Source organism: Pseudomonas sp. LD120 (assembly GCF_009861525.1).
Classification (GTDB): Bacteria; Pseudomonadota; Gammaproteobacteria; order Pseudomonadales; family Pseudomonadaceae; genus Aquipseudomonas.
In genome coordinates this window covers 1,209,983-1,233,139 of sequence record NZ_WVHL01000005.1, presented here as the reverse complement: position 1 = coordinate 1,233,139, position 23,157 = coordinate 1,209,983, and the positions used below count along the sequence as shown (strand labels likewise).

The window sequence follows — 23,157 nt, the reverse complement described above, 5'->3', positions numbered from 1 at the left end:
CCGCTATAATCGCCGCCTTTTCATCGGGCTATACGACTTCAGACATGAGCCAATCCAGCGACCTGATTCAATCAGCACAACGCACCATCCGCCTCGAACTTCAGGCCGTAGAAGGCTTGCTGCCCCACATCGACGCAGATTTCGTACGCGCTTGCGAGATGATTCTGGACAGCAAAGGCCGCGTGGTCGTGGTCGGCATGGGTAAGTCCGGGCACATAGGCAACAAGATCGCCGCCACCCTGGCCAGCACCGGAACCACCGCTTTCTTTGTCCATCCGGCCGAAGCCAGCCATGGCGACATGGGCATGATCACCCGCGACGACGTGATCCTGGCCCTCTCCAACTCTGGCTCCACCAACGAAATCGTCACCCTGCTACCGCTGATCAAGCGTTTGGGCATCCAACTGATCAGCCTCACCGGCAACCCTGATTCGCCACTGGCCAAGGCCGCAGACGTCAACCTCAATGTCCACGTCGAGCACGAAGCCTGCCCGTTGAATCTGGCCCCCACCTCCTCCACCACTGCCGCCCTGGTGATGGGCGACGCCCTGGCCGTGGCGCTGTTGGAAGCCCGTGGATTTACTGCCGAAGACTTTGCTTTCTCCCACCCGGGAGGCGCGCTCGGCCGTCGCCTGTTGCTCAAGGTCGAGAACGTCATGCACGAAGGCAACGATCTGCCACAGGTGCAACGGGGCACACTGCTCAAGGACGCCCTCATGGAAATGACCCGCAAGGGTCTCGGCATGACGGTCATTCTGGAGAACGATGGCTGCCTGGCGGGGATCTTCACCGACGGCGACCTGCGTCGCACCCTGGATCGCGCCATTGATATCCACCACGCCACCATCGATTCGGTGATGACCCCTCATGGCAAGACCGCGCGCGCTGATATGCTGGCCGCCGAAGCCCTGAAAATCATGGAAGACCATAAAATCAGCGCCCTGGTGGTGGTGGACAAGGATGACCGACCGATCGGCGCCTTGAACATGCACGACCTGCTGCGCGCGGGAGTCATGTAATGAATGCCGATCTGCTGCAACGCGGCAAACACATCAAGCTGGCGGTTTTCGACGTCGACGGTGTGCTGACCGACGGTCGCCTGTACTTCCTGGAAGACGGCAGCGAATTCAAGACCTTCAACACCCTCGATGGCCAAGGCATCAAGATGCTCATGGCCGCCGGGGTACAGACCGCGATTATCAGCGGACGCAAAACGCCCGTGGTGGAACGCCGCGCGAAAAACCTGGGTATCCCCCACCTGTATCAGGGGCGCGAAGACAAGCTGGTGGTGCTGGACGAACTTCTTGCCCAGCTAGGCCTAAGCTATGAACAAGTCGCCTATCTGGGTGACGACCTGCCCGACCTGCCGGTGATCCGCCGCGTCGGCCTGGGCATGGCGGTGGCCAACGCGGCCGGCTTTGTTCGCGAACACGCCCACGGCGTTACCGCAGCCCGTGGTGGCGAAGGTGCCGCCAGGGAGTTTTGCGAACTGATCCTGCAAGCCCAGGATCGCCTTGAAGCAGCCAACGCCGCTTACCTATAGAGCCTTCCAATGCTGAGTAAAAAGATTCGCAACATTCTGATTTTCGGGACCATCGCCCTGCTGTTCGCGGCGGTCGGTTACTGGAACATCAGCCCCGAGCGCTTCCTCGACAAGCCTGTCGTGCAGGTCGACGAGAACGCCATTGACTATTACGTGATCAACGCCCGCAGCGTGCAATACCTGCCCGACGGCAAACTGCAGTACGAAATGACCTCGGACAAGGTCGAGCACGTCAAGGCCAGCGAAGTGACCCTGCTGACCAAGCCCGATCTGCAGATGTACCGCGGCACCACCTTCCCCTGGCACGTCCAGAGCGAGCGCGGCGAAGTCAATCCGGACGGCACCGAAGTCGAGCTGATCGACTCGGTACGGGTTTCCCGCACCGACGAGCGCAACCGCAACCTGCTGATCACCACCAGCCGCATGACAGTATTCCCACAGAAGCAATATGCGCAGACCGAGCAAGCCGTTAGAATCGACGGCGCCGGCGGCGTGACTACGGCCAAGGGAATGAAAGCGTATTTGAAAGACGGCAGGATGAACCTGCTATCGAACGTAAGAGGACAGTATGAGGCTCGTTAAAACCCTCCCTATTTTGCTCAGTCTGGGCGCAGCACTGGGAAGCGTGAGCGCCTGGGCTCTGCCGAACGATAGCCAACAGCCAATCCGCATCCAGGCCGACGACGCCCAACTCGATGACAGGAATGGCGTAGCCACCTACAAGGGCGATGTAATCATCACTCAGGGTTCGATGAAGATCACCGGTAACACCGTGACCATCACCCGAGCCAAAAGCGGCGAAATCGACGTGGTGACCTCGGTAGGCAACCTGGCCTACTTTGAGCAATTGCAGAAGCAGACCGATCCAAAGCCCGTCCAGGCCTACGCGGTAACCATTCAGTACCACGCCCAGCAGAACCGCATCGTGCTGATCGACAAGGCCAAGGTCATCAACGACGGCAACACCACCGAAGGCGAGAAGATCGTCTATGACACCGTCAAGCAAGTGGCTAACGCCGGTCGCGCCAATGGCAGCTCGGTGACCGCGCCACGTCCGCGGATCGACATGGTCATCCAGCCGAAAAAGAAAACCGACGAGCAAAAGGCCCAGTAATGGCAACTCTGAAAGCTCAGCACCTGGCCAAGAGCTACAAGAGCCGCCAGGTCGTGCGTGACGTCAGCCTGTCCATCGACAGCGGCCAGATCGTCGGCCTGCTCGGCCCCAACGGCGCCGGCAAGACCACCTGCTTCTACATGATCGTCGGCCTGGTCCAGGCCGATCAGGGACGGGTCTTGATCGACGATCTCGACGTCAGCCACCAACCGATGCATGGCCGCGCACGCGCCGGCATTGGTTACTTGCCCCAGGAAGCCTCGATCTTTCGCAAGCTGTCAGTGGCCGACAACATCATGGCCATCCTCGAGACCCGCAAAGAGCTCGACAAAGCCGGTCGTCGCCAGGAACTGGAAAGCCTGCTGCAGGAATTCCACATCAACCACATCCGCGACAACCTCGGCATGAGTTTGTCCGGCGGTGAACGCCGTCGCGTGGAAATCGCCCGAGCCCTGGCCACCGCACCCAAGTTCATCCTGCTTGACGAACCCTTCGCCGGCGTGGACCCGATCTCGGTCGGCGACATCAAGCAGATCATCCACCACCTGAAAGCCAAGGGCATCGGCGTACTGATCACCGATCACAATGTCCGTGAAACCCTGGACATCTGCGAGACCGCCTACATCGTCAACGACGGACAACTGATCGCCGAAGGTGATTCAGAGACCATCCTGGCCAACGAACTGGTCAAGGAAGTCTATTTGGGCCATGAGTTCCGCCTGTAACGGCTGAGGTGTTGGGCTAGACGCCAGAGCGCCAGGAACGATAAACCCCTGCAAAGTTTATTGTTCCAGCGCTCTAGGCAAACACTTCAGTTTCAGGCATATAATTTGCTTATGTTTGGCGCTCCGGCGCCCTGTAGTGGATGGCGCATGTGCGCCGGCAAATAAGGTGTTAAGCCCCTGCCATGAAACCATCGCTAGTCCTTAGAATGGGCCAGCAGCTGACGATGACACCGCAGCTGCAACAGGCCATCCGCCTGCTCCAATTGTCGACCCTGGACCTGCAACAGGAAATCCAGGAGGCCCTGGAGTCCAACCCGATGCTCGAACGCCAGGAAGAAGGCGACGACTTCGACAACAGCGACCCGCTGGCCGACAACACCGAGTCCAAACCCAATACCGAGCCCCAGGAACCCTCCTACCAGGAAACCGCCCCCACGGTGGATAACCTTGAGGAAGGCGAGTGGAACGAGCGCATTCCCAACGAACTGCCGGTAGATACCGCCTGGGAAGACGTCTACCAGACCAGCGCCAGCAGCCTGCCCAGCAGCGATGACGACGAGTGGGACTTCACCACTCGCACCTCCGCGGGCGAAAGCCTGCAGAGCCATCTGCTCTGGCAACTGAACCTGGCCCCGATGTCGGACACCGACCGCCTGATCGCCGTAACCCTGATCGACTGCATCAACAATCAGGGTTATCTGGACGAGACCCTCGAGGAGATTCTCGAGGCCTTCGATCCGGAACTGGATATCGAACTGGACGAGATCGAAGCCGTCCTGCACCGCATCCAGCAATTCGAGCCCGCCGGTATCGGCGCACGCAATCTGGGTGAGTGCCTGATGCTGCAATTGCGCCAGCTGCCAGCGAAAACGCCTTGGCTGAGCGAAGCACAGCGCCTGGTCAATGACTACATCGACCTCCTGGGCAGCCGCGACTACAACCAGTTGATGCGTCGCATGAAGCTCAAGGAAGACGAATTGCGCCAAGTCATCGAACTGGTGCAGAGCCTCAACCCTCGCCCGGGCTCACAGATCGAATCCAGTGAAGCCGAATACGTGGTCCCGGACGTCATCGTGCGCAAGGACAACGAACGCTGGCTGGTGGAGCTGAACCAGGAATCCGTACCGCGTCTGCGAGTCAACGCGCAATACGCAGGTTTTGTCCGCCGCGCCGACACCAGCGCCGACAACACCTTCATGCGCAATCAGCTGCAGGAGGCCCGTTGGTTCATCAAGAGCCTACAGAGCCGCAACGAAACCCTGATGAAAGTCGCCACCCAAATCGTCGAGCACCAACGCGGCTTTCTCGAGTACGGCGATGAAGCGATGAAGCCATTGGTTCTGCATGACATCGCCGAAGCAGTGGGCATGCACGAGTCAACGATCTCCCGGGTGACCACGCAAAAATTCATGCATACCCCGCGGGGCATATATGAACTGAAATACTTTTTCTCCAGCCACGTCAGCACCTCGGAAGGCGGTGAATGCTCGTCCACGGCAATCCGCGCGATCATCAAAAAACTGGTGGCTGCGGAAAATCAGAAAAAGCCGTTGAGTGACAGCAAGATCGCTGGTTTACTGGAGGCACAAGGCATTCAGGTAGCCCGTCGTACCGTCGCCAAGTACCGCGAATCCCTTGGGATCGCGCCTTCCAGCGAACGGAAGCGGTTGATGTAACCGCCGGGCCGGCCACAGCGTTTCGGAGTGTGCCTGCAAGCTGGCTGAGCCAGCTGGTTGCAGGCATGGTCTAGGTGGCAGGCACCCTAGCCTGCCGCGTTATGCACTGGCAACGAAGGAGAAGCTGTATGCAAGTCAACATCAGTGGACACCAACTCGAAGTGACTGAACCCCTGCGCGCTTATATCGGCGAAAAACTCGACCGACTGGAGCGGCATTTCGACAAGATTACCAATGTGCAGGTCACCATGGCTGTCGAGAAACTGAAGCAGAAAATCGAAGCCACCTTGCACATCCACGGTGGGGAGGTCGTCGCCAATGCAGAACATGACGATATGTATGCCGCAATCGACCTGCTCACGGACAAGCTTGACCGCCAACTGAAAAAGCATAAGGAAAAGCAACTCCACCTTCTCCAAGGTACGGGTCGCTAACACTCCCCTCCCATGATCCGACTTGAAAACATCCTGACCCCCGGCCGTTCCTTGGTGAACGTGCCGGGCGGCAGTAAGAAACGTGCCCTCGAACAAATTGCCAACCTGATCAGCCGTGAAGTGCCCGATCTGGAGATGCAGGATGTCTTCGAGAGCCTGATTGCCCGTGAAAAACTTGGCTCTACCGGTTTTGGCAACGGCATCGCTATTCCGCATTGCCGCCTCAAAGGCTGCGAATCGCCCATCAGCGCCCTGATGCACCTGGACGCTCCCATTGATTTCGATGCCATTGATGGCGCTCCCGTGGACCTGCTGTTCGTGCTGTTGGTCCCCGAAGCCGCCACCGATGCCCACCTGGAGCTGCTTCGGCAGATCGCGAGCATGCTCGATCGCAAGGAAGTACGTGATCGGTTGCGCAGCGCCACCAGCAACGAAGCCTTGTATCAGGTCGTCCTGGACGAACAAAACGGTCAGTAATCATGCGCTTGATCATCGTCAGCGGCCGCTCCGGCTCAGGTAAAAGCACCGCCCTCGATGTTCTCGAGGACCACGGCTATTACTGCATCGATAACCTTCCCGCCGGCTTGCTGCCTGAGCTGGCTGAACGTGCATTGATTCACACTGAACTGGCGCAACCATTGGTTGCGGTGTCGATTGACGCGCGCAACCTGCCCAGCCACCTGTCGCGCTTTCCAGAGCTGCTGGAGGAAGTGCGCAGCCGACATATCCAATGCGATGTGCTCTACCTGGACGCCGACGAGGAAACCCTGCTCAAGCGCTTCTCAGAAACACGACGCCGTCACCCGCTGAGCAGCGCCAATCGCTCGTTGGCAGAAGCGATCCACGACGAGACCCAACTGCTGGGACCGATCGTCGATCTGGCCGATCTCAAGGTCAACACCACCAATCTGAACCTCTACCAGCTACGAGACACCATCAAGCTGCGGTTGCTCAATCAGCCGGAGCCCGGCACCGCGTTCCTGGTGGAGTCTTTCGGTTTCAAGCGCGGCATGCCGGTGGACGCCGACCTGGTGTTTGACGTGCGCTGCCTGCCCAACCCGTATTGGAAGCCCGAACTGCGCGCCCAATCCGGGCTCGACGCCCCCGTAGCCGAATACCTGGCCGCGCAGCCTGATGTCGAAGAGATGTTCCAGGACATCGAAAGCTATCTGCTCAAATGGCTGCCGCGCTTTGCCGCCAGCAACCGCGCTTATGTGACCATCGCCATTGGCTGTACCGGTGGCCATCACCGCTCCGTATACCTGACCGAACGCCTGGGCCAGGTACTGCAGAAATCCCTGAAGAACGTCCAGGTTCGCCACCGCGACCTTAGCTGAAAGGATCTACCCCGCGATGCCTGCTCTGGAAATTGAGATCATCAACAAACTGGGCCTGCATGCCCGCGCCTCAGCAAAATTCGTCGGCGTGGCCGGCCAGTTCCCTTGCCAGATCCGCGCCGGTAGAACACCTGAATCCATGGTCGATGGCAAGAGCATCATGGCGATGATGATGCTGGCCGCCGGCAAGGGCACCAAGATCCACCTCATGACCGAAGGTGAGCGAGAGCAGGAAGCGCTGGATGCCTTGGTAACGTTGATTAACAACTTCTTCGACGAAGGCGAATAAGCCCAAGCGGACCGGCCACCACACGACACTCAGGCCAGTGCCGTGTCCATGACCATCATCAGACAAAAGCCAAGGCACAACCCGAGACTGGCAAGCTTTTCGTGACCATTGCGGCGCGACTCGGGAATCACTTCGTGGGTCACCACCAGCAGCATGGCACCCGCCGCCAGGGCCAAACCCAGCGGCAGCAGCACCTGCGCCAGGCTGACCAACCAGGCACAGAGCAAGGCAAAGACCGGCTCCACCAAGCCTGAAGCGGCGCCAATCAGAAATGCCCTGACCCGCGACATCCCCGCCCCCGCCAGCACCAGAGCGATCACCAGCCCCTCCGGCACATCCTGCAGGGCAATACCCATGGCCAAGCTGTCTGCATCCGCTATGCCGCCCCCTGCCGACACCCCTACCGCCATGCCTTCCGGAATGTTGTGGGCAATGATGGCAAAGACAAACAGCCAGATGCGTGGAGCAATCACCGGATGCTCCGCCGTACCCACCAACACTTCGGGGCTGGCTCCTGAGACCTTGCGATCCACCAGGAACAAGCCAAAAGCCCCCAGCATGATGCCGGCGCAAACCAGGCCACTGGAGCCCCAGGCAGACAAGCCCACGTCTTGAGCAGCGGCAATACCGGGAACGATCAGCGAAAACGCCGTCGCCGCCAGCATCACCCCAGCGCCAAAACCCAGCAATGTATCGCTCACGGCCATCGGCATTCTGCGGATCACCAGCACCGGGACCGCCCCCAGCGCCGTGCCCAGTGCGCAGATGGACCCACCCTGCAAGGCGCGCAACAACCTTGGTTCCAGATCCAACCAGCTCAGCCCTTGAGCCACCAGCAGCGCAGTGCCCGCCAACAGCAACAGCGAACCGAAGGCATAACGAAACATCCGTCCGCTGCTGATCGCCAGTGTTTCAGTGCCCATACTCGGCCTTAGGTCTTGTTATGAATGGAGGTATCAGGCCATCGCAGCCTGATAGCGTTGAGCGACTTCCGGCCAATTGATCACGTTGTAGAACGCATTGATGTATTCCGGGCGACGGTTCTGATAGCGCAGGTAATAGGCGTGCTCCCACACATCCAGGCCGAGAATCGGCGTATTGCCATTCATCAGCGGGCTGTCCTGGTTACCGCTGCTTTCCACCAGCAGCTTTTTCTCTGGAGTCACGCTGAGCCAGGCCCAACCACTGCCGAAACGGGTCAGCGCAGCCTTGGTGAACGCCTCCTTGAAGTGCTCGAAACCACCCAGTTGCTGCTCGATTGCCTGAGCCAGGGCACCCTCGGGCTTACCGCCGCCGGCTGGGGTCATCACCGCCCAGAACAGCGAATGGTTGGCGTGGCCACCCCCTTGGTTGATCACCGCGGCCCGAAGTTTTTCCGGCAGTTGCTGGACGCTGGCCACCAATTTTTCGACTTCCCAACCCGCCCATTCAGTGCCTTCTACAGCAGCATTGAGATTGTTGATGTAGGTCTGGTGGTGCTTGCTGTAGTGAATCTCCATGGTCTGCGCATCAATGTGCGGCTCCAGGGCGTCGTAGGCATAAGGCAGTGCAGGCAAGGTAAAGGACATATCAATGGGCTCCGTAAGAGGGGCTGTCGGCTAGCGGGCTGTCGGCTGACAGGCCCGCGACGTTGCTGTCCAGCAAACGATGAGTACGGGGGTATTCACCGTGATCGCCGATGAAATTCAGCAGTTCGACGTAGGTCTTGCTGCTCTGGCGCAAAGCCGCTTCGCGCAAGGCAGGGCTGAGGCGGCTGTTCTGCATGGTCTGCAGCAGGCGCTGGTGGATCGCGCAGAGGTACTCCGCGCTCTCCTCCGGCTGGTTCAGGCGCAAATGCAGGTCCGCCAGGTTGTGATGGGAAATCACACAGGCTGCCACCGCCTCGTCGGCATCCTCCCAGCGCTCGAACAACACCTGAGCCAAGGCCAGTGCCTGCAGGTAGAACTCGCGAGCATCCACCAGTTCACCCTGCATAAAGAGGCGATTGGCCCTTTCGATCGTGCGCTTCCAGTGCTCCATGGTGAGCCTCCAAAGCGGTGTTGGGAGTTACACGCCGCCTGCGGTGAGTTTTTCCGGGTCCAGCAGGACCTCAAGCTGGCTGCGTGGCAGATCAGTGAGTTCAAGTGCCACGTCGATCACCGGGCGACCTTGCTTGTAGGCAGTCTTGGCAATTTCAGCGGCCTTCTGATACCCGATAATCGGGTTCAGAGCAGTCACCAGGATCGGGTTGCGTGACAGTGCTTCCTTGAGCTTGGGCTCGTTGACCTTGAAGCTGGCAATGGCCTTGTCCGCCAACAGGCGACTGGAGTTGGCCAGCAGTTCAATACTGCCGAGCAGGTTCTGGGCAATGATCGGCAGCATCACGTTGAGCTCGAAGTTGCCCGATTGCCCGGCCACGGTGATGGTGCTGTCGTTACCAATGACTTGGGCCGCGACCATCGCCACGGCTTCCGGAATCACCGGATTGACCTTGCCCGGCATGATCGACGAGCCCGGCTGCAGCCCCTCCAGCTCGATCTCGCCAAGCCCCGCCAGTGGACCGGAGTTCATCCAGCGCAGGTCGTTGGCGATCTTCATCAACGACACCGCAGTGGCCTTGAGCTGGCCGGACACCGTGACCGCAGTGTCCTGTGAGCCGATCAGGGCGAACAGGTTCTTGCCCGGGGTGAACTGCACCTGGGTCAGCTTGCTCAACTGCTGGCTGAAGCGCGCAGCGAACTCGGGGTGAGCGTTGATTCCGGTACCCACGGCGGTGCCGCCCTGAGCCAGGGCCTGCAGGCTCGGCAGCAGGTCCTGCAAGTGAGCGATATTGGCCTTGAGCTGCTGCGCCCAACCGTCCAGCACCTGACTCATGCGCACCGGCATCGCGTCCATCAGGTGCGTGCGACCGGTCTTGATGAAGGGGTGCACCTGCACCGCCTTGCGCTCAATGACGTCCACCAGGTGCACCAGTGCCGGCAGCAGTTGCTCATGCAGGGTCAGGGCTGCGCTGACGTGAATGGTGGTGGGAATGATGTCGTTGCTGCTCTGACCACAGTTGACGTGGTCATTGGGATTGACCACCTCGCCCAGCAAACGGCTGGCCAGGGTCGCCAGCACTTCGTTGGCGTTCATGTTGGAACTGGTACCGGAGCCGGTCTGGAAGATGTCCACCGGAAAGTGCTGCATATAGTCGCCTTCCAACAGACCCTGGGCGGCATCGACAATGGCCTTGCCCTGGGAGGCGCTGAGCTGCCCAAGCTCGACGTTGGCCTCGGCCGCTGCAGCCTTGGCCAGAATCAGGGCACGAATGAAAGCTGCCGGCATGCGTTGCCCGCTGATGGGAAAGTTATCCACCGCGCGCTGAGTCTGCGCGCCATACAAGGCCTGCTCCGGGACCTGCAGTTCGCCCATGCTGTCGCGTTCGATACGGGTATTACTCATCGGGAAATCCTTGCACCAGTTCAATCAGAGGAATGGAAGGCAACAGCGAGCAGGTCGCCAGTTGCCAGGCATGGCTTTGCCAGCGCTTGAGCCGGCACTTGCACAAAGACAACCGCTCCATGTCACGCAATGGCCGCCAGGCCTGATCCAGGCACAGGCTGCGCCAGTGCCAGGGCAGCGCAATATCGGTAGCGGTATTGATCAACAAACGGAAGGAGGTTTCAGCGACGGTCCAGGCCGACATCGCGGTGCAGCAGGCCAGGTAGTGGCCCTCGGCGAGGTAATGCTCGATCAGACGTGGTTCGTCCGGTTCCAGTGCGCAACGGATCTGGCGACTCATCCAGCGCCAGCTTTCGAGGTAGGGCTGCTCGTGCAAGGCAGAACTCATGACCTGGGCTCATTGAATAATGATTTTCATTATTAAATGACATTGAGAATCAAATCAATCTGACTTGTACGAATTTTGCCCAATTCTTGTAGGAACCGACTTGCCGGCGAGTGGGCCCTTGAGCCTGGTGTCAGGCGTCAGGACGCCTTCGCGGGCAAGCCAACTTCTACAAGAACGGCGTACATAAAAAAACGCGCCACCCGGGGAGGTGGCGCGTTGGGGTGACTCAGGAGGGCGGTCAGCTACCAGCGACAGTCATGCGTTCGATCAGCACCGAGCCGGTGCGAATATTGCTGCGCAGTTCTAGGTCGTTACCCACGGCAATGATCTGCTTGAACATGTCCCGCAGATTACCGGCAATGGTGACTTCCTGCACAGCGAACTGGATTTCTCCATTCTCCACCCAGAACCCAGCCGCACCGCGAGAGTAGTCGCCGGTGACCATGTTCAGGCCGTGGCCCATCAACTCGGTCACCAACAGGCCACGCCCCATGCGTCGCAACAACGCCGCCTGGTCTTCATCGCCATGGGTGACGAACAGGTTATGCACGCCGCCGGCATTGGCGGTGCTCGGCATGCCAAGCTTGCGCCCAGAATAGGTGCCGAGCACATAGGACACCAACTCACCGTCCTTGACGAAAGGCTTGGCGTAAGTGGCCAGGCCATCACCATCGAACGCCGAACTGCCCATGGCGCGCATCAGGTGCGGACGCTCATCGATGGTCAGCCACTGGGGAAACAGCTGTTGGCCCAAGGCGCCTTCAAGGAAGGATGACTTGCGATACAGATTGCCGCCGGAAATCGCGCCGAGAAAACTGCCGAACAGGCCGCCGGCCAGTTCCGCGGAAAACAGCACCGGCACTTCGCAGGTCGGCACCGGGCGCGCGCCCAGACGGCTGGCGGCACGCTGGGCCGCGCGCTGACCAATGCTCTCGGGCGACGCCAACCGTGGCCCCTGACGATTCACGTCGTACCAATAGTCACGCTGCATCTGGCCGTCAGCCTCGGCAATCATCACGCAGCTCAGACTGTGGCGAGTGGAGGCATAACCACCGATAAAGCCATGGCTGTTGCCATACACCCGGCAGCCCTGATGGGTGCTCAAGGTGGTGCCGTCGGCATTCTTGATCCGGCTGTCGGCGGCAAAGGCCGCCGCCTCACAGGTCAAGGCCTGCTCGATGGCTTGCTCGGGAGTGATGTCCCAGGCATGGAACAGGTCGAAATCCTGCAGGTCCTTGGCCATCAGGGCGGCATCAGCCAAACCCGAGGCATCGTCTTCGGAGGTGTGCTTGGCGATTGCCAGGGCCGCGGCCACGGTTTCACGAATGGCCTCGGGGCCGCTGGCAGAGGTGCTGGCCGACCCCTTGCGCTGACCCACATAGAGGGTGATGCCAAAGCCCTGGTCGCGGTTGAACTCCACGGTTTCCACTTCTCGCTGGCGCACCGAAGTCGACAGGCCCTGCTCCAGAGACACCGCCACTTCGCAGGCACTGGCCCCCTGGCGCTTGGCCTCGGCAACGATCTGCTCGACTTGCTCCTGCAGGGCCGGCAAAGCCTGTGGGCCGACGCTTTGTGCTGCACTCATGCTGTTCTCCACTCAAATTCTGCTTTCGATTAAGGCCGGCGAGCGACCGGGCCGGACAAGCGGCCCTCGACTGGTTATCATGGCGGCGTTTCTTTGCGGACTGCCACCATGGTTGATTCTTACGACGACTCCCTCGATGGGGAGAAAAGCAAATCCCAGGTCAAACGCGAGCTGCATGCTCTGGTTGATCTCGGCGAGCGCCTTACCACTCTCAAGCCTGACTTGCTAAACAAACTGCCGTTGACCGACGCCTTGCGCCGGGCCCTGGCGGATGCGCCCAAGCACGTCGCCCATATCGCTCGAAAGCGCCACCTGCAATTCATCGGCAAGCTGATGCGTGACCAGGACACCGACGCGATTCTGCAACTGCTCGACCAACTCGACGCCTCCACCCGGCAGTACAACGAACGTTTCCACAACCTGGAACGTTGGCGTGACCGCCTGATCGGCGGCGGCGATGACGTCCTGGAAAAGTTCGTCAACGAATATCCGGATGCCGATCGCCAGCAATTGCGCTCCCTGATTCGTCAGGCCCAGCATGAGGTGGCCCATAACAAGGCACCGGCCTCCAGCCGTAAAATCTTCAAGTACATCCGCGAACTGGACGAAACCCAACGCGGCCTGCGTTGAGCCCTCCACGGATGAGCTGCCCAGCAGCTCATCCGGCGCCCTCTTCTCTTATGCCCCTGTGCCACCCACGGTGATCGCATCGATCTTCAGGGTCGGCTGGCCGACGCCCACTGGCACTGATTGCCCGTCCTTGCCACAAGTGCCGACACCGCTATCCAGGGACAAGTCATTGCCCACCATCGACACCCGGCTCATCGCTTCCGGGCCATTGCCAATCAGGGTCGCCCCTTTGACCGGCGCGGTGATCTTGCCGTCTTCGATCAGGTAGGCCTCGCTGGTGGAGAACACGAACTTGCCGCTGGTGATGTCCACCTGGCCGCCGCCAAGATTGGCGCAATAGATGCCCTTCTTCACCGAGGCGATGATTTCCGCCGGATCGCTTTCACCAGCCAGCATGTAGGTGTTGGTCATGCGCGGCATCGGCAGGTGCGCATACGACTCGCGACGACCATTGCCGGTACGGGCCACGCCCATCAGACGGGCGTTGAGCTTGTCCTGCATGTACCCCTTGAGCACACCGTTCTCGATCAGGGTGGTGCATTCAGTGGGGGTGCCTTCGTCATCCACGCTCAGAGAACCGCGGCGACCGGCAAGGGTGCCGTCGTCGACGATGGTGCAGAGCTTAGAAGCCACCCTCTCGCCCATGCGGCCGCTGTAGGCCGAACTGCCCTTGCGGTTGAAGTCCCCCTCCAGACCGTGGCCCACGGCTTCGTGCAACAGCACCCCGGACCAGCCAGAGCCGAGTACCACCGGCAAGGTGCCGGCCGGTGCCGGAATGGCTTCGAGATTGACCAGGGCCTGACGCAGCGCTTCACGGGCATAGCCCATGGCCCGATCTTCAGTCAGGAAATAGCGGTAGTCGGTACGCCCGCCGCCACCGTGGCCACCGCGCTCGCGGCGACCGTTCTGCTCGACGATGACGCTGACATTGAAGCGCACCAACGGCCGCACATCCGCCGCCAGGCCGCCGTCGGTGGAGGCCACCAGAATCCGCTCCCAGACCCCGGCCATGCTCACGCTGACCTGCTGGATACGCGGATCCAGAGCCCGGGTCGCGGCGTCAACGCGCTTGAGCAGCTCGACCTTTTCGGCACGGCTGATGACTTCCAGGGGGTTGTCCGGCGCATACAGTTGCGCCACGTCCTGGCTGGTGAATGCCTGCACGGTACCGCTCTGCCCGGCCCGGGAGATCGAGCGGGCAGCACGGGCCGCCAGGCCCAGGGCTTCTAGGGTGATGGCGTTGCTGTAGGCAAAGCCGGTCTTTTCGCCGGACTGCGCCCGCACCCCGACCCCTTGGTCGAGATTGAAACTGCCTTCCTTGACGATCCCGTCTTCCAGGGACCAGGACTCGGAAATCTGTCCCTGGAAATACAGGTCGGCGGCATCGATGCCCGGGCCGGCCAGATCCCCCAGCACGCCCTGCAAGCTTTCGATGGTCACGCCGCCCGGGGCTAGAAGATGTTCACTGACTGAGGACAACAACCCGCTCATATGCTTTGGCCTTAAATTCGTCGTACTGATGCAAGCCGTTGAACGCCTTGCGAGAAAATGCGCCGATGACTGAACACCGGCATCCGCGCCCGAATGGACGCCTGTTCGCTGCTGTCGCGCTCGGCCAGCAGCACGCCCTCACCTTGATCCTGCTGCGCCAGCACTCGCCCCCAGGGGTCGATGATCGCCGCGTGGCCGTAGGTTTCCCGCGGGCCTGGGTGCACGCCGCCCTGGGCCGCCGCCAGCAGGTAGCACTGGGTTTCAATGGACCGGGCCCGGATCAGCACCTCCCAATGGGCGGCGCCGGTCACCGCGGTAAAGGCTGAGGGCGCGCTGATCAATTCGGCGCCGGCGGCGCGCAGTTCGCTGTACAGCTCAGGGAAGCGCAAGTCGTAACACACCGTCAGCCCCAAACGCCCCACCGGGGTATCCGCCACCACTATGCGGTGTCCATGAGCATAGTCATCGGATTCACGGTAGCGGCCGCGATTGTCGGCCACGTCGACATCGAACAAATGCAATTTGTCGTAGCGCGCCACCACTTGCCCCTGGTCATCCACCAGCAACGAGCAGGCATTGGACTTGGCGTCGGGCTGATCCTCGGGTGGCAGCGGCAAAGTGCCGGCGACAATCCATAACCTGAGGTCGCAAGCGGTCTGTTTCAACCACGGCAGGATCGGTCCCTCGCCGAGGGCCTCGGCGCGACCGATGGCAGCCATGTCGCGACGGCCCATGGCAGCGAAGTTTTCTGGCAGCACCGCCAGTGTGGCGCCCCCCGCAGCAGCGCGCTCAAGCAAGCCACGAGCCTGTGCCAGATTGGCCAGAACATCGCTCTGGCTGACCATTTGAATCACCGCAAGAGACATGGCGTACTCCGTGTTGGGTAGGTCGTCATGCTACTCCATGGGCGTGAGTCGAGGATTCTCAAAACGGCTTGTCTAAGGTGATTTTCGGCTCTTTCCATGGGCCTTTGACGTTGTATTTGACGCTGGCAAAGCGCGCCACACGATCGCCGATCAACTTGTCGATCAAAAACAACGCACCGCCCACCGCCGGCGCACCGGCAATCAAGGCGGCAATCGGCAAGTTGTTGGTCACCGGCAACGTCACCAGCAGCTTGGCGTCCACTTGGTCGGCCACCATGTCCAAGGTGCCATTGAGCTCCAGGTTGCTCGACGGCCCGGTCAAGGTGATCGGTTCACGAGTGACATAGACCCCGTTGCTCGCCGCCAATACGCCTTTGACCCGGTCATAGCTCAGCCCCTTGCCGAACAGGTCAGAGAAGTCCAGGCGCAAGCGTCGACCAATGGAGTTGAAGTTAAGCAGCCCGAACACCCGCAGCGCCTGGGCACCGCCCTCAACTTCAACGAACTGGCCCTTGCGCAACGTGGCGTCCAAGCTGCCGGAGAACCGCTTCAGACCGACCCAGGCCGGCGAGCCGGGCCAGCGGCCATCAACATCCAGATGAAACGATTCACTGGTGACGGTGGGGGCAAAGCCCCAGCCCTTGAGCACATCGCCCAGGTTCTTGCCGCCAATGCGACCGCGGTACCAACTGCTGCTGGCGCCAGCGGTGCCTTCCCAGCCGCCCTCGCCTTTGAGCTGCATGCCCTTGAGCCCCAGGTCCAGGCTGTTGAAGGTCATGCCCTTGGCGCTGGGACGAACCTTGAGCGCCCAACGACCGATCAGGGCCGGCCCCTGGAACAGTTGGGCGATGGCAATATCCAGCGCCGGGACATTCTTCGGGTCCACCGAAGCCAGAGGGTCTGGCGCATTATCATCGGCCTGCGCCGCCGGATCGGCAGCAGGCAGGCGCACGTACTGCATGTCGATGGTCATTGGCGCAGCCTGGGCGTCAGCAATAGCGACAGTGCCTCTGGCCTGTTGACTGTCGATCTGCAACTGCCAGGCGCTTGGCTTGCGGGTCAGCAGCAGGTTGACCTGATCCAGATGAGTGCCAAAGGCGCTGAGCGTGCCGACCTTGAAATTCGCGCTGCTGAGCAGTTGCTTGGCGCTGTCGCCCGGGTTCTGCCCGGCATAGCGGTCCACCAGCGCCTTCCAGGGCTCGACGTCCAGTTCCGACAGAACCCCACGTATCCGCAGTCCTTTGCTGGTCGGCAACAAGGCCGTGCCATCGCCCAGGAACAGCTCTCCGCGCCCTTCGGCGAGCTTGCCGCTGGGAGCCGCGAACGTGAAGTCGGCCAGCTCACCGTAGTCGAACCAGTAACGGCGTTCAGCTCCTTGCAGGGTCATGCGGAACACACTGTTGCGCCCTGTACTGGCGGTCATGCCGAACGGGGCTGGCAAGTCCACCGCCACGCCCCTGAGGCTGGAACTGACCCTCAATTGGCTATCGGCACCATCGAGGTTCAGTTGCAATTGATACGGCACCTCGCCGGACACCGGCAGGGGCTGACTGATGTTCAACCAGTCAGTGAGCTTCTTGACCGCAACCTGCCCCTTGGCGACCACCCGAGTGCTGGCCTTGCCACGCTTACCGTCGGCAAAAATCTGTGCGCTTACGGGCCGCTCAAAGGCCTGGGCACTGATGCCTTCGCCACTCAGGCCCTTGGTGCTGTCGAAGCGGAAGCTGCCCTTGAGCTGCGTCAGTTCCAGCTCCGGGTCTTTGAGTTTGAGACGCGCCTGCTCCGTCTTGAAGCCCACCACGATCTTCGGTTCTTCACCTTTGACCAGGGGAATGTCCAGGTTCAGCGTGCCTTGCAGCTCACCCTCACCCTGCCAGCCGGCAAACGTCGAGGCCGTACCGATAGGCGCTTCCTGAAGAATCTTCACCCCATCGCCCAAGCCACCGGCAAAACTGCCATCGATGAACATGTGGGTGCTCTGGCCGCTAGGGGCGTGGGGGATGTTGACGAACACGTCGCGTACCTGAGTGTTCAGCAGTTGGCCCTGGCTGGCGACGATACGCACGCCGCTGTCCTCGACGAACACATCGCCGCTGACTCTGCTCAGGTGCGGCCACCCCGGCTGGAATGCCAGTTCGGCGTCATGCACCTTGAAGAACAGGCTGATGCTGCGAGCCGCCTCGATGGCGTCATGGTTCAACGACCCCTGGTACTGGAAGAAGCCCTGATCCACCGCCCCCTTGAGAATCGCTGTGCGCAGCCATTGGTCAAGCGCCGGGCTAAGCGCCTGGGGCAAGTACTTGGCGGTGTAGCGCCCATCGCCCTCCAGCAGACCGACCCGCAGGTCCATGTAGTCTTCCTGGCTGTGATCGAAATGCAGGCGGATCAGGAAGTCACCCGCGATCTTGCCTTCCTCGCCCAGCACCTTCAAGTAAGGGGCAATCAGGGTGAAGCCGTCCTTATCCAACGTCCAAGTCAGCGTGGCGTTGGCCTGGATGTACTGCCAGGGTTTGGCGAAGATTGGAGACAGGTGCAAGGAAAAGTCCTTGCTGTCCATGCGCAGCTCACCCTTGCCCAGGTCACCGCTGATACTACCGCTGACGTTCCGCGCCGCCGGGGCGCCGTGGTAGGCGTCGAAACCGACTCGATCGAGGTTGGCTGCAAAGCTCAGGCGCCGGTCGCCAGTGGCTTGGGGGCGATAGTCGAGTAGCACATTGCGCAGCCCACCGGTGACCTTCAAACGATCGATGGCCGTGGCCAATCCCTCGGGCAATGGAGCCAAGGCATCGAGAATCGGCGTCAACGGTGCCAGGTCCAGGCGATCGGCCTGTACGTGCCAGAGTTCTTCGCCTTGTTCGGCGGCCTGGCTCTGCTGCAGTTGCAGGCGCGACTCCCAACGCGTGTCGCCAAGGCTCAGTGCCAGGGAGTCGAGTTGCACCTGCACGCCTTGTTCGTTGCGCTGGAAGAACGCATTCAGCGCCAGATTCTTCAGCGTGACAGGGCTGCGCCCGGCATACGCACCGGTGAACTGCGGCGCATTCAGGCGCAACGCGGCATTCTGCACCGTGCCCTGCGCCCAGTTCAGCCACAGCTCGCCACCGGCCTTGAGTTCGGAGAGCTTCCATTGTTGGGTAAGCCGGGCAGGCAACCAGCGCGACCAGTCGCTTTGCGGCAGGCTCAGGTACAACTCGGCCTGTGCGTCACGCCAGGCGTCAGCGCGGATACGGGTGCGTAGGTTCATCGCCAAGGGTTGACCGTCCGGCAGGGTCAGGCGCAAGTCCAAACGCTGACGGCTGGGACCGGTGCGCAGGTTGAGTCCCACATAGGTCAAGGCCACAGGCGAGTGACCTTGGGCCAGCAAAGTGACCTGACTGTCGAGCAGCGACAGTTCCGCCACCTGCTGCAAGCGCGTCAGCAACTGCCCCGGATCCAACGGCTGGTCCTGCTGCATCGGCAAGCCTTGCAACTGCCACTGGCCATCCTCGCCTTCTTTGAGGCTGATGCTCAGGCCACTGAGTTCCACGCGCCCGACCCGCAGGTCGCGAGCCAACAGGCTGCCGAGCATATCCGGCGCCACGCTGACTTGATCCAGGCGCAACGCGTTGGCGCCCTGTCCCACCCGGACATCGTGGGCCAGAAAAATCGGTGACAGCCCGCTCCAGCGACCTTCCAGGCGGCCGATCTGCACCGGCAACCCCACAGCTTTCTCTACCTTGGCTTCAACCTCGGCCTGATACTCAGCCACCAACGGGGTCAGCTCGCGCCCCAGGCTGACGTACAAAGCAGTCGTCACCAGGCCCAATGCACAGAGGCCCAACCCCCAGCGAGTCAGCGTGGCGAACAGACGAATCAACTGCTCCATCTCAGGTGGCTCCCATGGCAAAAAGTCATGCAAAAAGCTGAGGCCAGCCGCTTCCAATCATGTGAAACATGCGGAATCAGAGCAGCACCACGTCGTATTGTTCCTGGGAATACATGGTTTCGACCTGGAACCGAATGGTCCGGCCGATAAACCCCTCCAGCTCAGCCACGTTGCCCGACTCTTCATCCAGCAAGCGATCGACGACTTTCTGATTGGCCAGCACTCGATACCCTTCTGCCTGATAAGCCCGGGCTTCACGTAGGATTTCACGGAATATTTCATAACAAACGGTTTCCGGGGTTTTCAACTTACCCCGTCCCTGGCAACTGCTGCACGGCTCGCAAAGCACCTGCTCCAGGCTTTCCCGAGTGCGCTTACGGGTCATTTGCACCAGACCCAACTCGGTGATGCCGATGATGTTGGTCTTGGCGTGATCACGTTCCAGCTGTTTTTCCAGTGTTCGCAACACTTGGCGCTGGTGCTCTTCATCTTCCATGTCGATGAAGTCGATGATGATGATCCCGCCCAGGTTGCGCAGACGCAGTTGCCTGGCAATGGCGGTGGCGGCTTCGAGATTAGTCTTGAAGATGGTCTCTTCAAGATTGCGGTGCCCCACGAAGGCGCCCGTGTTGACGTCGATGGTGGACATGGCTTCCGCAGGGTCCACCACCAGGTAACCGCCGGACTTGAGCGGCACCTTGCGCTCCAGCGCTTTCTGGATTTCGTCTTCGACACCATAGAGGTCGAAAATCGGTCGCTCGCCGGGGTAGTGCTCAAGGCGATCGGCGATTTCCGGCATCAGCTCGGCGACGAACTGGTTGGTCTTCTGGAAGGTCTCCCGGGAGTCGATGCGGATCTTCTCGATCTTCGGCCCCACCAGATCCCGCAGGGTACGCAGCGCCAAGCCGAGGTCTTCGTAGATCACGCTGGGCGCACCAATGGTCTTGATCTGGGTGCCGATCTGATCCCAGAGCCTGCGCAGGTAACGGATATCCATCATGATCTCGTCAGCCCCGGCGCCCTCGGCGGCGGTGCGCAGAATAAAACCACCTGCCTCCTTGATGCCTTCCTGGGCCACACAATCGCTGACCACCTGCTTCAGGCGCTCGCGCTCGGCTTCGTCTTCGATCTTCAACGAAATACCGACATGGGCGGTGCGCGGCATGTACACCAGATAACGAGAGGGGATCGACAGTTGTGTGGTCAGGCGTGCGCCCTTGGTGCCGATGGGGTCCTTGGTGACCTGCACCACCAGGCTCTGCCCTTCGTGCACCAGGGCGCTGATGCTCTCGACCGCCGTGCCTTCGCGGGTAGAAATTTCCGAAGCATGGATGAAGGCCGCGCGATCAAGACCGATGTCGACAAAGGCCGCCTGCATGCCGGGCAACACCCGCACTACTTTGCCTTTATAGATGTTGCCGACGATACCCCGGCGCTGGGTCCGCTCAACATGAACCTCTTGCAGCACTCCGTTTTCAACCACCGCCACGCGCGATTCCATCGGCGTGATGTTGATCAGAATCTCTTCACTCATGGCAGTGTCTCGTTCAGGCGTGTTCATAGAGGGCCGCAGCAGTCGGGTACGGCGCCTTAGCGCACTGGAAGGTTTTGCCAACAGGGTATGCCGAAATGGCCGAGCAGTTCTGCGGTTTCGCATACCGGTAGGCCCACCACAGCGGAATAACTGCCATTGAGCCCGGACACAAACACCGCAGCAAGTCCCTGGATAGCATAACCGCCAGCTTTATCCCGAGGCTCGCCGCTGGCCCAATAGATCGCCGCCTCCTGCGCCGAGATGGGACGAAACCGTACCAGGCTGCGCACCACCCGCGATTCGCAGCGATCGCCATCGAGCAGGGCAATGGCCGTCAGCACTTCGTGCTCACGCCCGGAAAGCGCCATGAGCATCGCCAGAGCGTCGGCCTGATCCAGTGGCTTGCCAAGAATCCGCCCATCGAGCACCACTGCGGTGTCGGCGCCCAGCACACAAGCCGGCGCCCGGGACTCACTGCTGGTAATCAGTGCCCGGCCAGCCGCTGCCTTGTCGCGGGCCAAGCGCTCAACGTAGGTGGCGGGAAGTTCATCGGCCCGCGGGGTTTCATCGATATCCGCACTGATGGCGGTGAAGGGCACACCAATCTGCGTGAGCAACTCACGTCGACGGGGCGAACCGGAAGCGAGGTAAAGCGGATTCATCAAGACATCTCCCTGTCGAGATACGGGCCAATGCCTGACCGAATTAATTGATTTTGAAACGCCGGCGCAAGCCGCGCAGGCCAAAGCTGACCCAAGGCCACAACAAAGCGCTGACCAGTGCAGGCAGCACCAGTGCCAGCGTTGGCTGGCGATTGCCGGTCAAGGCACTGAGCCAGAGTTGCACCAACTGCGCCAGACCGAAGATCACCAGGATCACCAGGCTTTGCTGCCACATCGGGAACATCCGCAGGCGCTGCTGCAAGGACAGCACAAGGAAAGTGATCAGGGTCAGGATCAAGGCGTTCTGCCCCAGCAACGTGCCGTAAAGCACATCCTCCGCAAGCCCCAGGCACCAGGCAGTGACCATGCCGACCTTATGCGGCAGGGCCAAGGACCAGAACGCCAGCAACAGGGCCAACCACAATGGGCGCAGGATCTCCATGAACTGCGGCAGCGGCGACACGCTGAGCAGCAGACCGATCAGAAACGTCAGCCAGACAATCCAGCCGTTTTGTGAGTAGCTCGTGCCCGCCATTATTCTCTTCCTCCGGTGGCAGCCGGCGACCGGGTCGCCGCAGGTTTCACCACAGGTTTATTGACCGGCTTGGCCGGAGTCGCCACGGCCGCCGCCGGGACTGCACTCGCAGGCCCCAAGACAGGGGCTGAGGCAGGCTTGGGCAATGCGCCTTCCACAGGCGCGGCGCTGCCGTCCTGCCGATCCTGAGCTTCCTGGGCCTGCGCCGCATCATTGGCGCGCTCTTCCGCGGTACGCGGATCGCTGAACACCAGTAGCAGGTATCGACTGCGGTTCAACGCCGCCGTGGGCACCGCTCGCACAATGGCGAACGGCTGGCCCGAGTCATGGATCACTTCCTTGACCGTAGCCACCGGGTAGCCAGCCGGGAAACGCAGGCCAAGGCCGGAGCTGACCAGCAGATCGCCTTCCTTGATATCCGCGGTATCGGCCACGTGGCGCAACTCCAGGCGTTCCGGATTACCGGTACCGCTGGCGATGGCGCGCAGGCCGTTGCGATTGACCTGTACCGGAATGCTGTGGGTGGTGTCGGTGAGCAGCAGCACGCGCGAGGTGTAAGGCATCAACTCCACCACCTGCCCCATCAGGCCACGGGCATCGAGTACCGGCTGACCAAGGAACACACCGTCTCGCTCGCCTTTATTGATGATGATGCGGTGGGTAAAGGGATTGGGGTCCATGCCGATCAACTCGGCCACCTCAACCTTCTCGTTAACCAGCGCCGAGGAGTTGAGCAACTCACGCAGACGCACGTTCTGCTCGGTCAGGGCGGCAAGCTTCTGCATGCGCCCCTGCAGCAGCAGGTTCTCGGTCTTGAGTTTTTCGTTTTCGGCGACCAGCTCGGTGCGACTGCCAAACTGGCTGGCCACGCCTTGCCACAGCCGTTGCGGCAGGTCGGTGATCCAATAGGACTCCATCAACACCAGCGACATCTGGCTGCGCACTGGCTTGAGCAGCGTGAAGCGGGCATCGACTACCATCAGTGCGACCGATAGTACGAACAGCACCAGCAGGCGCACGCCTAATGAAGGGCCCTTGGCGAAAAGCGGTTTAATAAGCCGCT

24 protein-coding genes are annotated in these 23,157 nt (G+C 60.9%); 11 read left to right on the top strand and 13 right to left on the bottom strand.

The window, feature by feature from the left end:
- Positions 1-44: 44 nt before the first annotated feature.
- The 10 genes from PLD_RS19885 (at position 45) to PLD_RS19840 (ending at position 7,118) form a co-directional block, all read left to right on the top strand.
- Complete coding sequence (locus PLD_RS19885) at positions 45-1,019, top strand: KpsF/GutQ family sugar-phosphate isomerase (protein ID WP_159895701.1); 975 nt, start codon at positions 45-47, stop codon at positions 1,017-1,019.
- The gene (locus tag PLD_RS19880) at positions 1,019-1,543 is read left to right on the top strand and encodes an HAD family hydrolase (RefSeq protein ID WP_159895699.1); all 525 of its coding nucleotides are present in this window, start codon (positions 1,019-1,021) and stop codon (positions 1,541-1,543) included. Before PLD_RS19885 ends, PLD_RS19880 begins: the two co-directional genes overlap by 1 nt.
- 9 nt (positions 1,544-1,552) lie before the next feature.
- The gene (gene lptC / locus PLD_RS19875) at positions 1,553-2,125 is read left to right on the top strand and encodes an LPS export ABC transporter periplasmic protein LptC (protein WP_159895697.1); all 573 of its coding nucleotides are present in this window, start codon (positions 1,553-1,555) and stop codon (positions 2,123-2,125) included.
- The gene (gene lptA, locus PLD_RS19870; protein ID WP_159895695.1) at positions 2,112-2,657 is read left to right on the top strand and encodes a lipopolysaccharide transport periplasmic protein LptA; all 546 of its coding nucleotides are present in this window, start codon (positions 2,112-2,114) and stop codon (positions 2,655-2,657) included. Before lptC ends, lptA begins: the two co-directional genes overlap by 14 nt.
- Positions 2,657-3,382 (top strand): LPS export ABC transporter ATP-binding protein, encoded by a 726-nt coding sequence (gene lptB, locus PLD_RS19865; protein ID WP_011059270.1) that lies wholly within the window; start codon positions 2,657-2,659, stop codon positions 3,380-3,382. The genes lptA and lptB overlap by 1 nt, the downstream gene beginning before the upstream one ends.
- Positions 3,383-3,564: 182 nt before the next feature.
- A complete protein-coding gene (locus tag PLD_RS19860) occupies positions 3,565-5,058 on the top strand; it encodes an RNA polymerase factor sigma-54 (protein ID WP_159895693.1) in 1,494 nt (497 codons plus the stop codon).
- 128 nt (positions 5,059-5,186) lie between these two features.
- Entirely contained in the window at positions 5,187-5,492 is a 306-nt protein-coding gene (hpf, locus tag PLD_RS19855) for a ribosome hibernation-promoting factor, HPF/YfiA family (RefSeq protein ID WP_016966642.1), read from the top strand.
- A gap of 12 nt (positions 5,493-5,504) precedes the next feature.
- Entirely contained in the window at positions 5,505-5,969 is a 465-nt protein-coding gene (gene ptsN, locus PLD_RS19850) for a PTS IIA-like nitrogen regulatory protein PtsN (RefSeq protein ID WP_159895691.1), read from the top strand.
- A gap of 2 nt (positions 5,970-5,971) precedes the next feature.
- Positions 5,972-6,829 (top strand): RNase adapter RapZ, encoded by an 858-nt coding sequence (rapZ, locus tag PLD_RS19845; protein ID WP_159895689.1) that lies wholly within the window; start codon positions 5,972-5,974, stop codon positions 6,827-6,829.
- Positions 6,830-6,845: 16 nt separating this feature from the next.
- Positions 6,846-7,118, top strand: coding sequence for an HPr family phosphocarrier protein (locus tag PLD_RS19840; RefSeq protein ID WP_159895687.1), 273 nt, complete (start codon positions 6,846-6,848; stop codon positions 7,116-7,118).
- 29 nt (positions 7,119-7,147) lie between these two features.
- Here PLD_RS19840 and PLD_RS19835 read toward each other — a convergent pair whose 3' ends face one another.
- From PLD_RS19835 to pmbA, 6 genes are all read right to left on the bottom strand, one after another.
- Positions 7,148-8,041 carry a ZIP family metal transporter gene (locus PLD_RS19835; protein WP_159895685.1) on the bottom strand — a complete coding sequence of 298 codons (894 nt, stop codon included), beginning with the start codon at positions 8,039-8,041 and terminating at the stop codon, positions 7,148-7,150.
- A gap of 33 nt (positions 8,042-8,074) precedes the next feature.
- A complete protein-coding gene (locus PLD_RS19830) occupies positions 8,075-8,686 on the bottom strand; it encodes a superoxide dismutase (RefSeq protein ID WP_159895683.1) in 612 nt (203 codons plus the stop codon).
- Position 8,687: 1 nt separating this feature from the next.
- Positions 8,688-9,137, bottom strand: coding sequence for a hypothetical protein (locus PLD_RS19825; RefSeq protein WP_159895681.1), 450 nt, complete (start codon positions 9,135-9,137; stop codon positions 8,688-8,690).
- 27 nt (positions 9,138-9,164) lie between these two features.
- Complete coding sequence (locus PLD_RS19820) at positions 9,165-10,541, bottom strand: aspartate ammonia-lyase (protein ID WP_159895679.1); 1,377 nt, start codon at positions 10,539-10,541, stop codon at positions 9,165-9,167.
- A complete protein-coding gene (locus tag PLD_RS19815; protein WP_159895677.1) occupies positions 10,534-10,929 on the bottom strand; it encodes a FagA protein in 396 nt (131 codons plus the stop codon). Before PLD_RS19815 ends, PLD_RS19820 begins: the two co-directional genes overlap by 8 nt.
- Positions 10,930-11,167: 238 nt before the next feature.
- Positions 11,168-12,514, bottom strand: coding sequence for a metalloprotease PmbA (gene pmbA / locus PLD_RS19810; RefSeq protein WP_159895675.1), 1,347 nt, complete (start codon positions 12,512-12,514; stop codon positions 11,168-11,170).
- A 108-nt stretch (positions 12,515-12,622) separates the two neighbouring features.
- On the opposite strand from pmbA, the gene yjgA reads away from it, so the two are divergent.
- Positions 12,623-13,144 carry a ribosome biogenesis factor YjgA gene (yjgA, locus tag PLD_RS19805; protein ID WP_016966626.1) on the top strand — a complete coding sequence of 174 codons (522 nt, stop codon included), beginning with the start codon at positions 12,623-12,625 and terminating at the stop codon, positions 13,142-13,144.
- A gap of 48 nt (positions 13,145-13,192) precedes the next feature.
- Here yjgA and tldD read toward each other — a convergent pair whose 3' ends face one another.
- The 7 genes from tldD to mreC form a co-directional block, all read right to left on the bottom strand.
- On the bottom strand, positions 13,193-14,635 hold the full coding sequence (gene tldD, locus PLD_RS19800) for a metalloprotease TldD (protein WP_159895673.1): 1,443 nt from the start codon (positions 14,633-14,635) through the stop codon (positions 13,193-13,195).
- An 11-nt stretch (positions 14,636-14,646) separates the two neighbouring features.
- Entirely contained in the window at positions 14,647-15,501 is an 855-nt protein-coding gene (locus PLD_RS19795) for a carbon-nitrogen hydrolase family protein (protein ID WP_159895671.1), read from the bottom strand.
- 58 nt (positions 15,502-15,559) lie between these two features.
- Positions 15,560-19,363 carry a YhdP family protein gene (locus tag PLD_RS19790; protein ID WP_159895669.1) on the bottom strand — a complete coding sequence of 1,268 codons (3,804 nt, stop codon included), beginning with the start codon at positions 19,361-19,363 and terminating at the stop codon, positions 15,560-15,562.
- Between the two features lie 76 nt (positions 19,364-19,439).
- On the bottom strand, positions 19,440-20,897 hold the full coding sequence (rng, locus tag PLD_RS19785) for a ribonuclease G (RefSeq protein WP_159895667.1): 1,458 nt from the start codon (positions 20,895-20,897) through the stop codon (positions 19,440-19,442).
- Positions 20,898-20,953: 56 nt separating this feature from the next.
- On the bottom strand, positions 20,954-21,559 hold the full coding sequence (locus PLD_RS19780) for a nucleoside triphosphate pyrophosphatase (protein ID WP_159895665.1): 606 nt from the start codon (positions 21,557-21,559) through the stop codon (positions 20,954-20,956).
- Between the two features lie 43 nt (positions 21,560-21,602).
- Complete coding sequence (gene mreD / locus PLD_RS19775) at positions 21,603-22,094, bottom strand: rod shape-determining protein MreD (protein WP_159895663.1); 492 nt, start codon at positions 22,092-22,094, stop codon at positions 21,603-21,605.
- On the bottom strand, positions 22,094-23,149 hold the full coding sequence (gene mreC, locus PLD_RS19770; RefSeq protein ID WP_159898178.1) for a rod shape-determining protein MreC: 1,056 nt from the start codon (positions 23,147-23,149) through the stop codon (positions 22,094-22,096). Before mreC ends, mreD begins: the two co-directional genes overlap by 1 nt.
- Positions 23,150-23,157 lie beyond the last annotated feature (8 nt).

Coding starts and splice junctions, on each gene's coding strand:
- PLD_RS19825 (WP_159895681.1), bottom strand. CDS start 9,137: ATGGAGCACTGGAAGCGCACGATCGAAAGGGCCAATCGCCTCTTTATG.
- PLD_RS19780 (WP_159895665.1), bottom strand. CDS start 21,559: ATGAATCCGCTTTACCTCGCTTCCGGTTCGCCCCGTCGACGTGAGTTG.
- hpf (WP_016966642.1), top strand. CDS start 5,187: ATGCAAGTCAACATCAGTGGACACCAACTCGAAGTGACTGAACCCCTG.
- PLD_RS19880 (WP_159895699.1), top strand. CDS start 1,019: ATGAATGCCGATCTGCTGCAACGCGGCAAACACATCAAGCTGGCGGTT.
- pmbA (WP_159895675.1), bottom strand. CDS start 12,514: ATGAGTGCAGCACAAAGCGTCGGCCCACAGGCTTTGCCGGCCCTGCAG.
- PLD_RS19815 (WP_159895677.1), bottom strand. CDS start 10,929: ATGAGTTCTGCCTTGCACGAGCAGCCCTACCTCGAAAGCTGGCGCTGG.
- PLD_RS19830 (WP_159895683.1), bottom strand. CDS start 8,686: ATGTCCTTTACCTTGCCTGCACTGCCTTATGCCTACGACGCCCTGGAG.
- rng (WP_159895667.1), bottom strand. CDS start 20,897: ATGAGTGAAGAGATTCTGATCAACATCACGCCGATGGAATCGCGCGTG.
- mreD (WP_159895663.1), bottom strand. CDS start 22,094: ATGGCGGGCACGAGCTACTCACAAAACGGCTGGATTGTCTGGCTGACG.
- tldD (WP_159895673.1), bottom strand. CDS start 14,635: ATGAGCGGGTTGTTGTCCTCAGTCAGTGAACATCTTCTAGCCCCGGGC.
- rapZ (WP_159895689.1), top strand. CDS start 5,972: ATGCGCTTGATCATCGTCAGCGGCCGCTCCGGCTCAGGTAAAAGCACC.
- PLD_RS19840 (WP_159895687.1), top strand. CDS start 6,846: ATGCCTGCTCTGGAAATTGAGATCATCAACAAACTGGGCCTGCATGCC.
- PLD_RS19860 (WP_159895693.1), top strand. CDS start 3,565: ATGAAACCATCGCTAGTCCTTAGAATGGGCCAGCAGCTGACGATGACA.
- lptC (WP_159895697.1), top strand. CDS start 1,553: ATGCTGAGTAAAAAGATTCGCAACATTCTGATTTTCGGGACCATCGCC.
- yjgA (WP_016966626.1), top strand. CDS start 12,623: ATGGTTGATTCTTACGACGACTCCCTCGATGGGGAGAAAAGCAAATCC.
- PLD_RS19790 (WP_159895669.1), bottom strand. CDS start 19,363: ATGGAGCAGTTGATTCGTCTGTTCGCCACGCTGACTCGCTGGGGGTTG.
- lptA (WP_159895695.1), top strand. CDS start 2,112: ATGAGGCTCGTTAAAACCCTCCCTATTTTGCTCAGTCTGGGCGCAGCA.
- PLD_RS19795 (WP_159895671.1), bottom strand. CDS start 15,501: ATGTCTCTTGCGGTGATTCAAATGGTCAGCCAGAGCGATGTTCTGGCC.
- PLD_RS19820 (WP_159895679.1), bottom strand. CDS start 10,541: ATGAGTAATACCCGTATCGAACGCGACAGCATGGGCGAACTGCAGGTC.
- PLD_RS19835 (WP_159895685.1), bottom strand. CDS start 8,041: ATGGGCACTGAAACACTGGCGATCAGCAGCGGACGGATGTTTCGTTAT.
- PLD_RS19885 (WP_159895701.1), top strand. CDS start 45: ATGAGCCAATCCAGCGACCTGATTCAATCAGCACAACGCACCATCCGC.
- ptsN (WP_159895691.1), top strand. CDS start 5,505: ATGATCCGACTTGAAAACATCCTGACCCCCGGCCGTTCCTTGGTGAAC.
- lptB (WP_011059270.1), top strand. CDS start 2,657: ATGGCAACTCTGAAAGCTCAGCACCTGGCCAAGAGCTACAAGAGCCGC.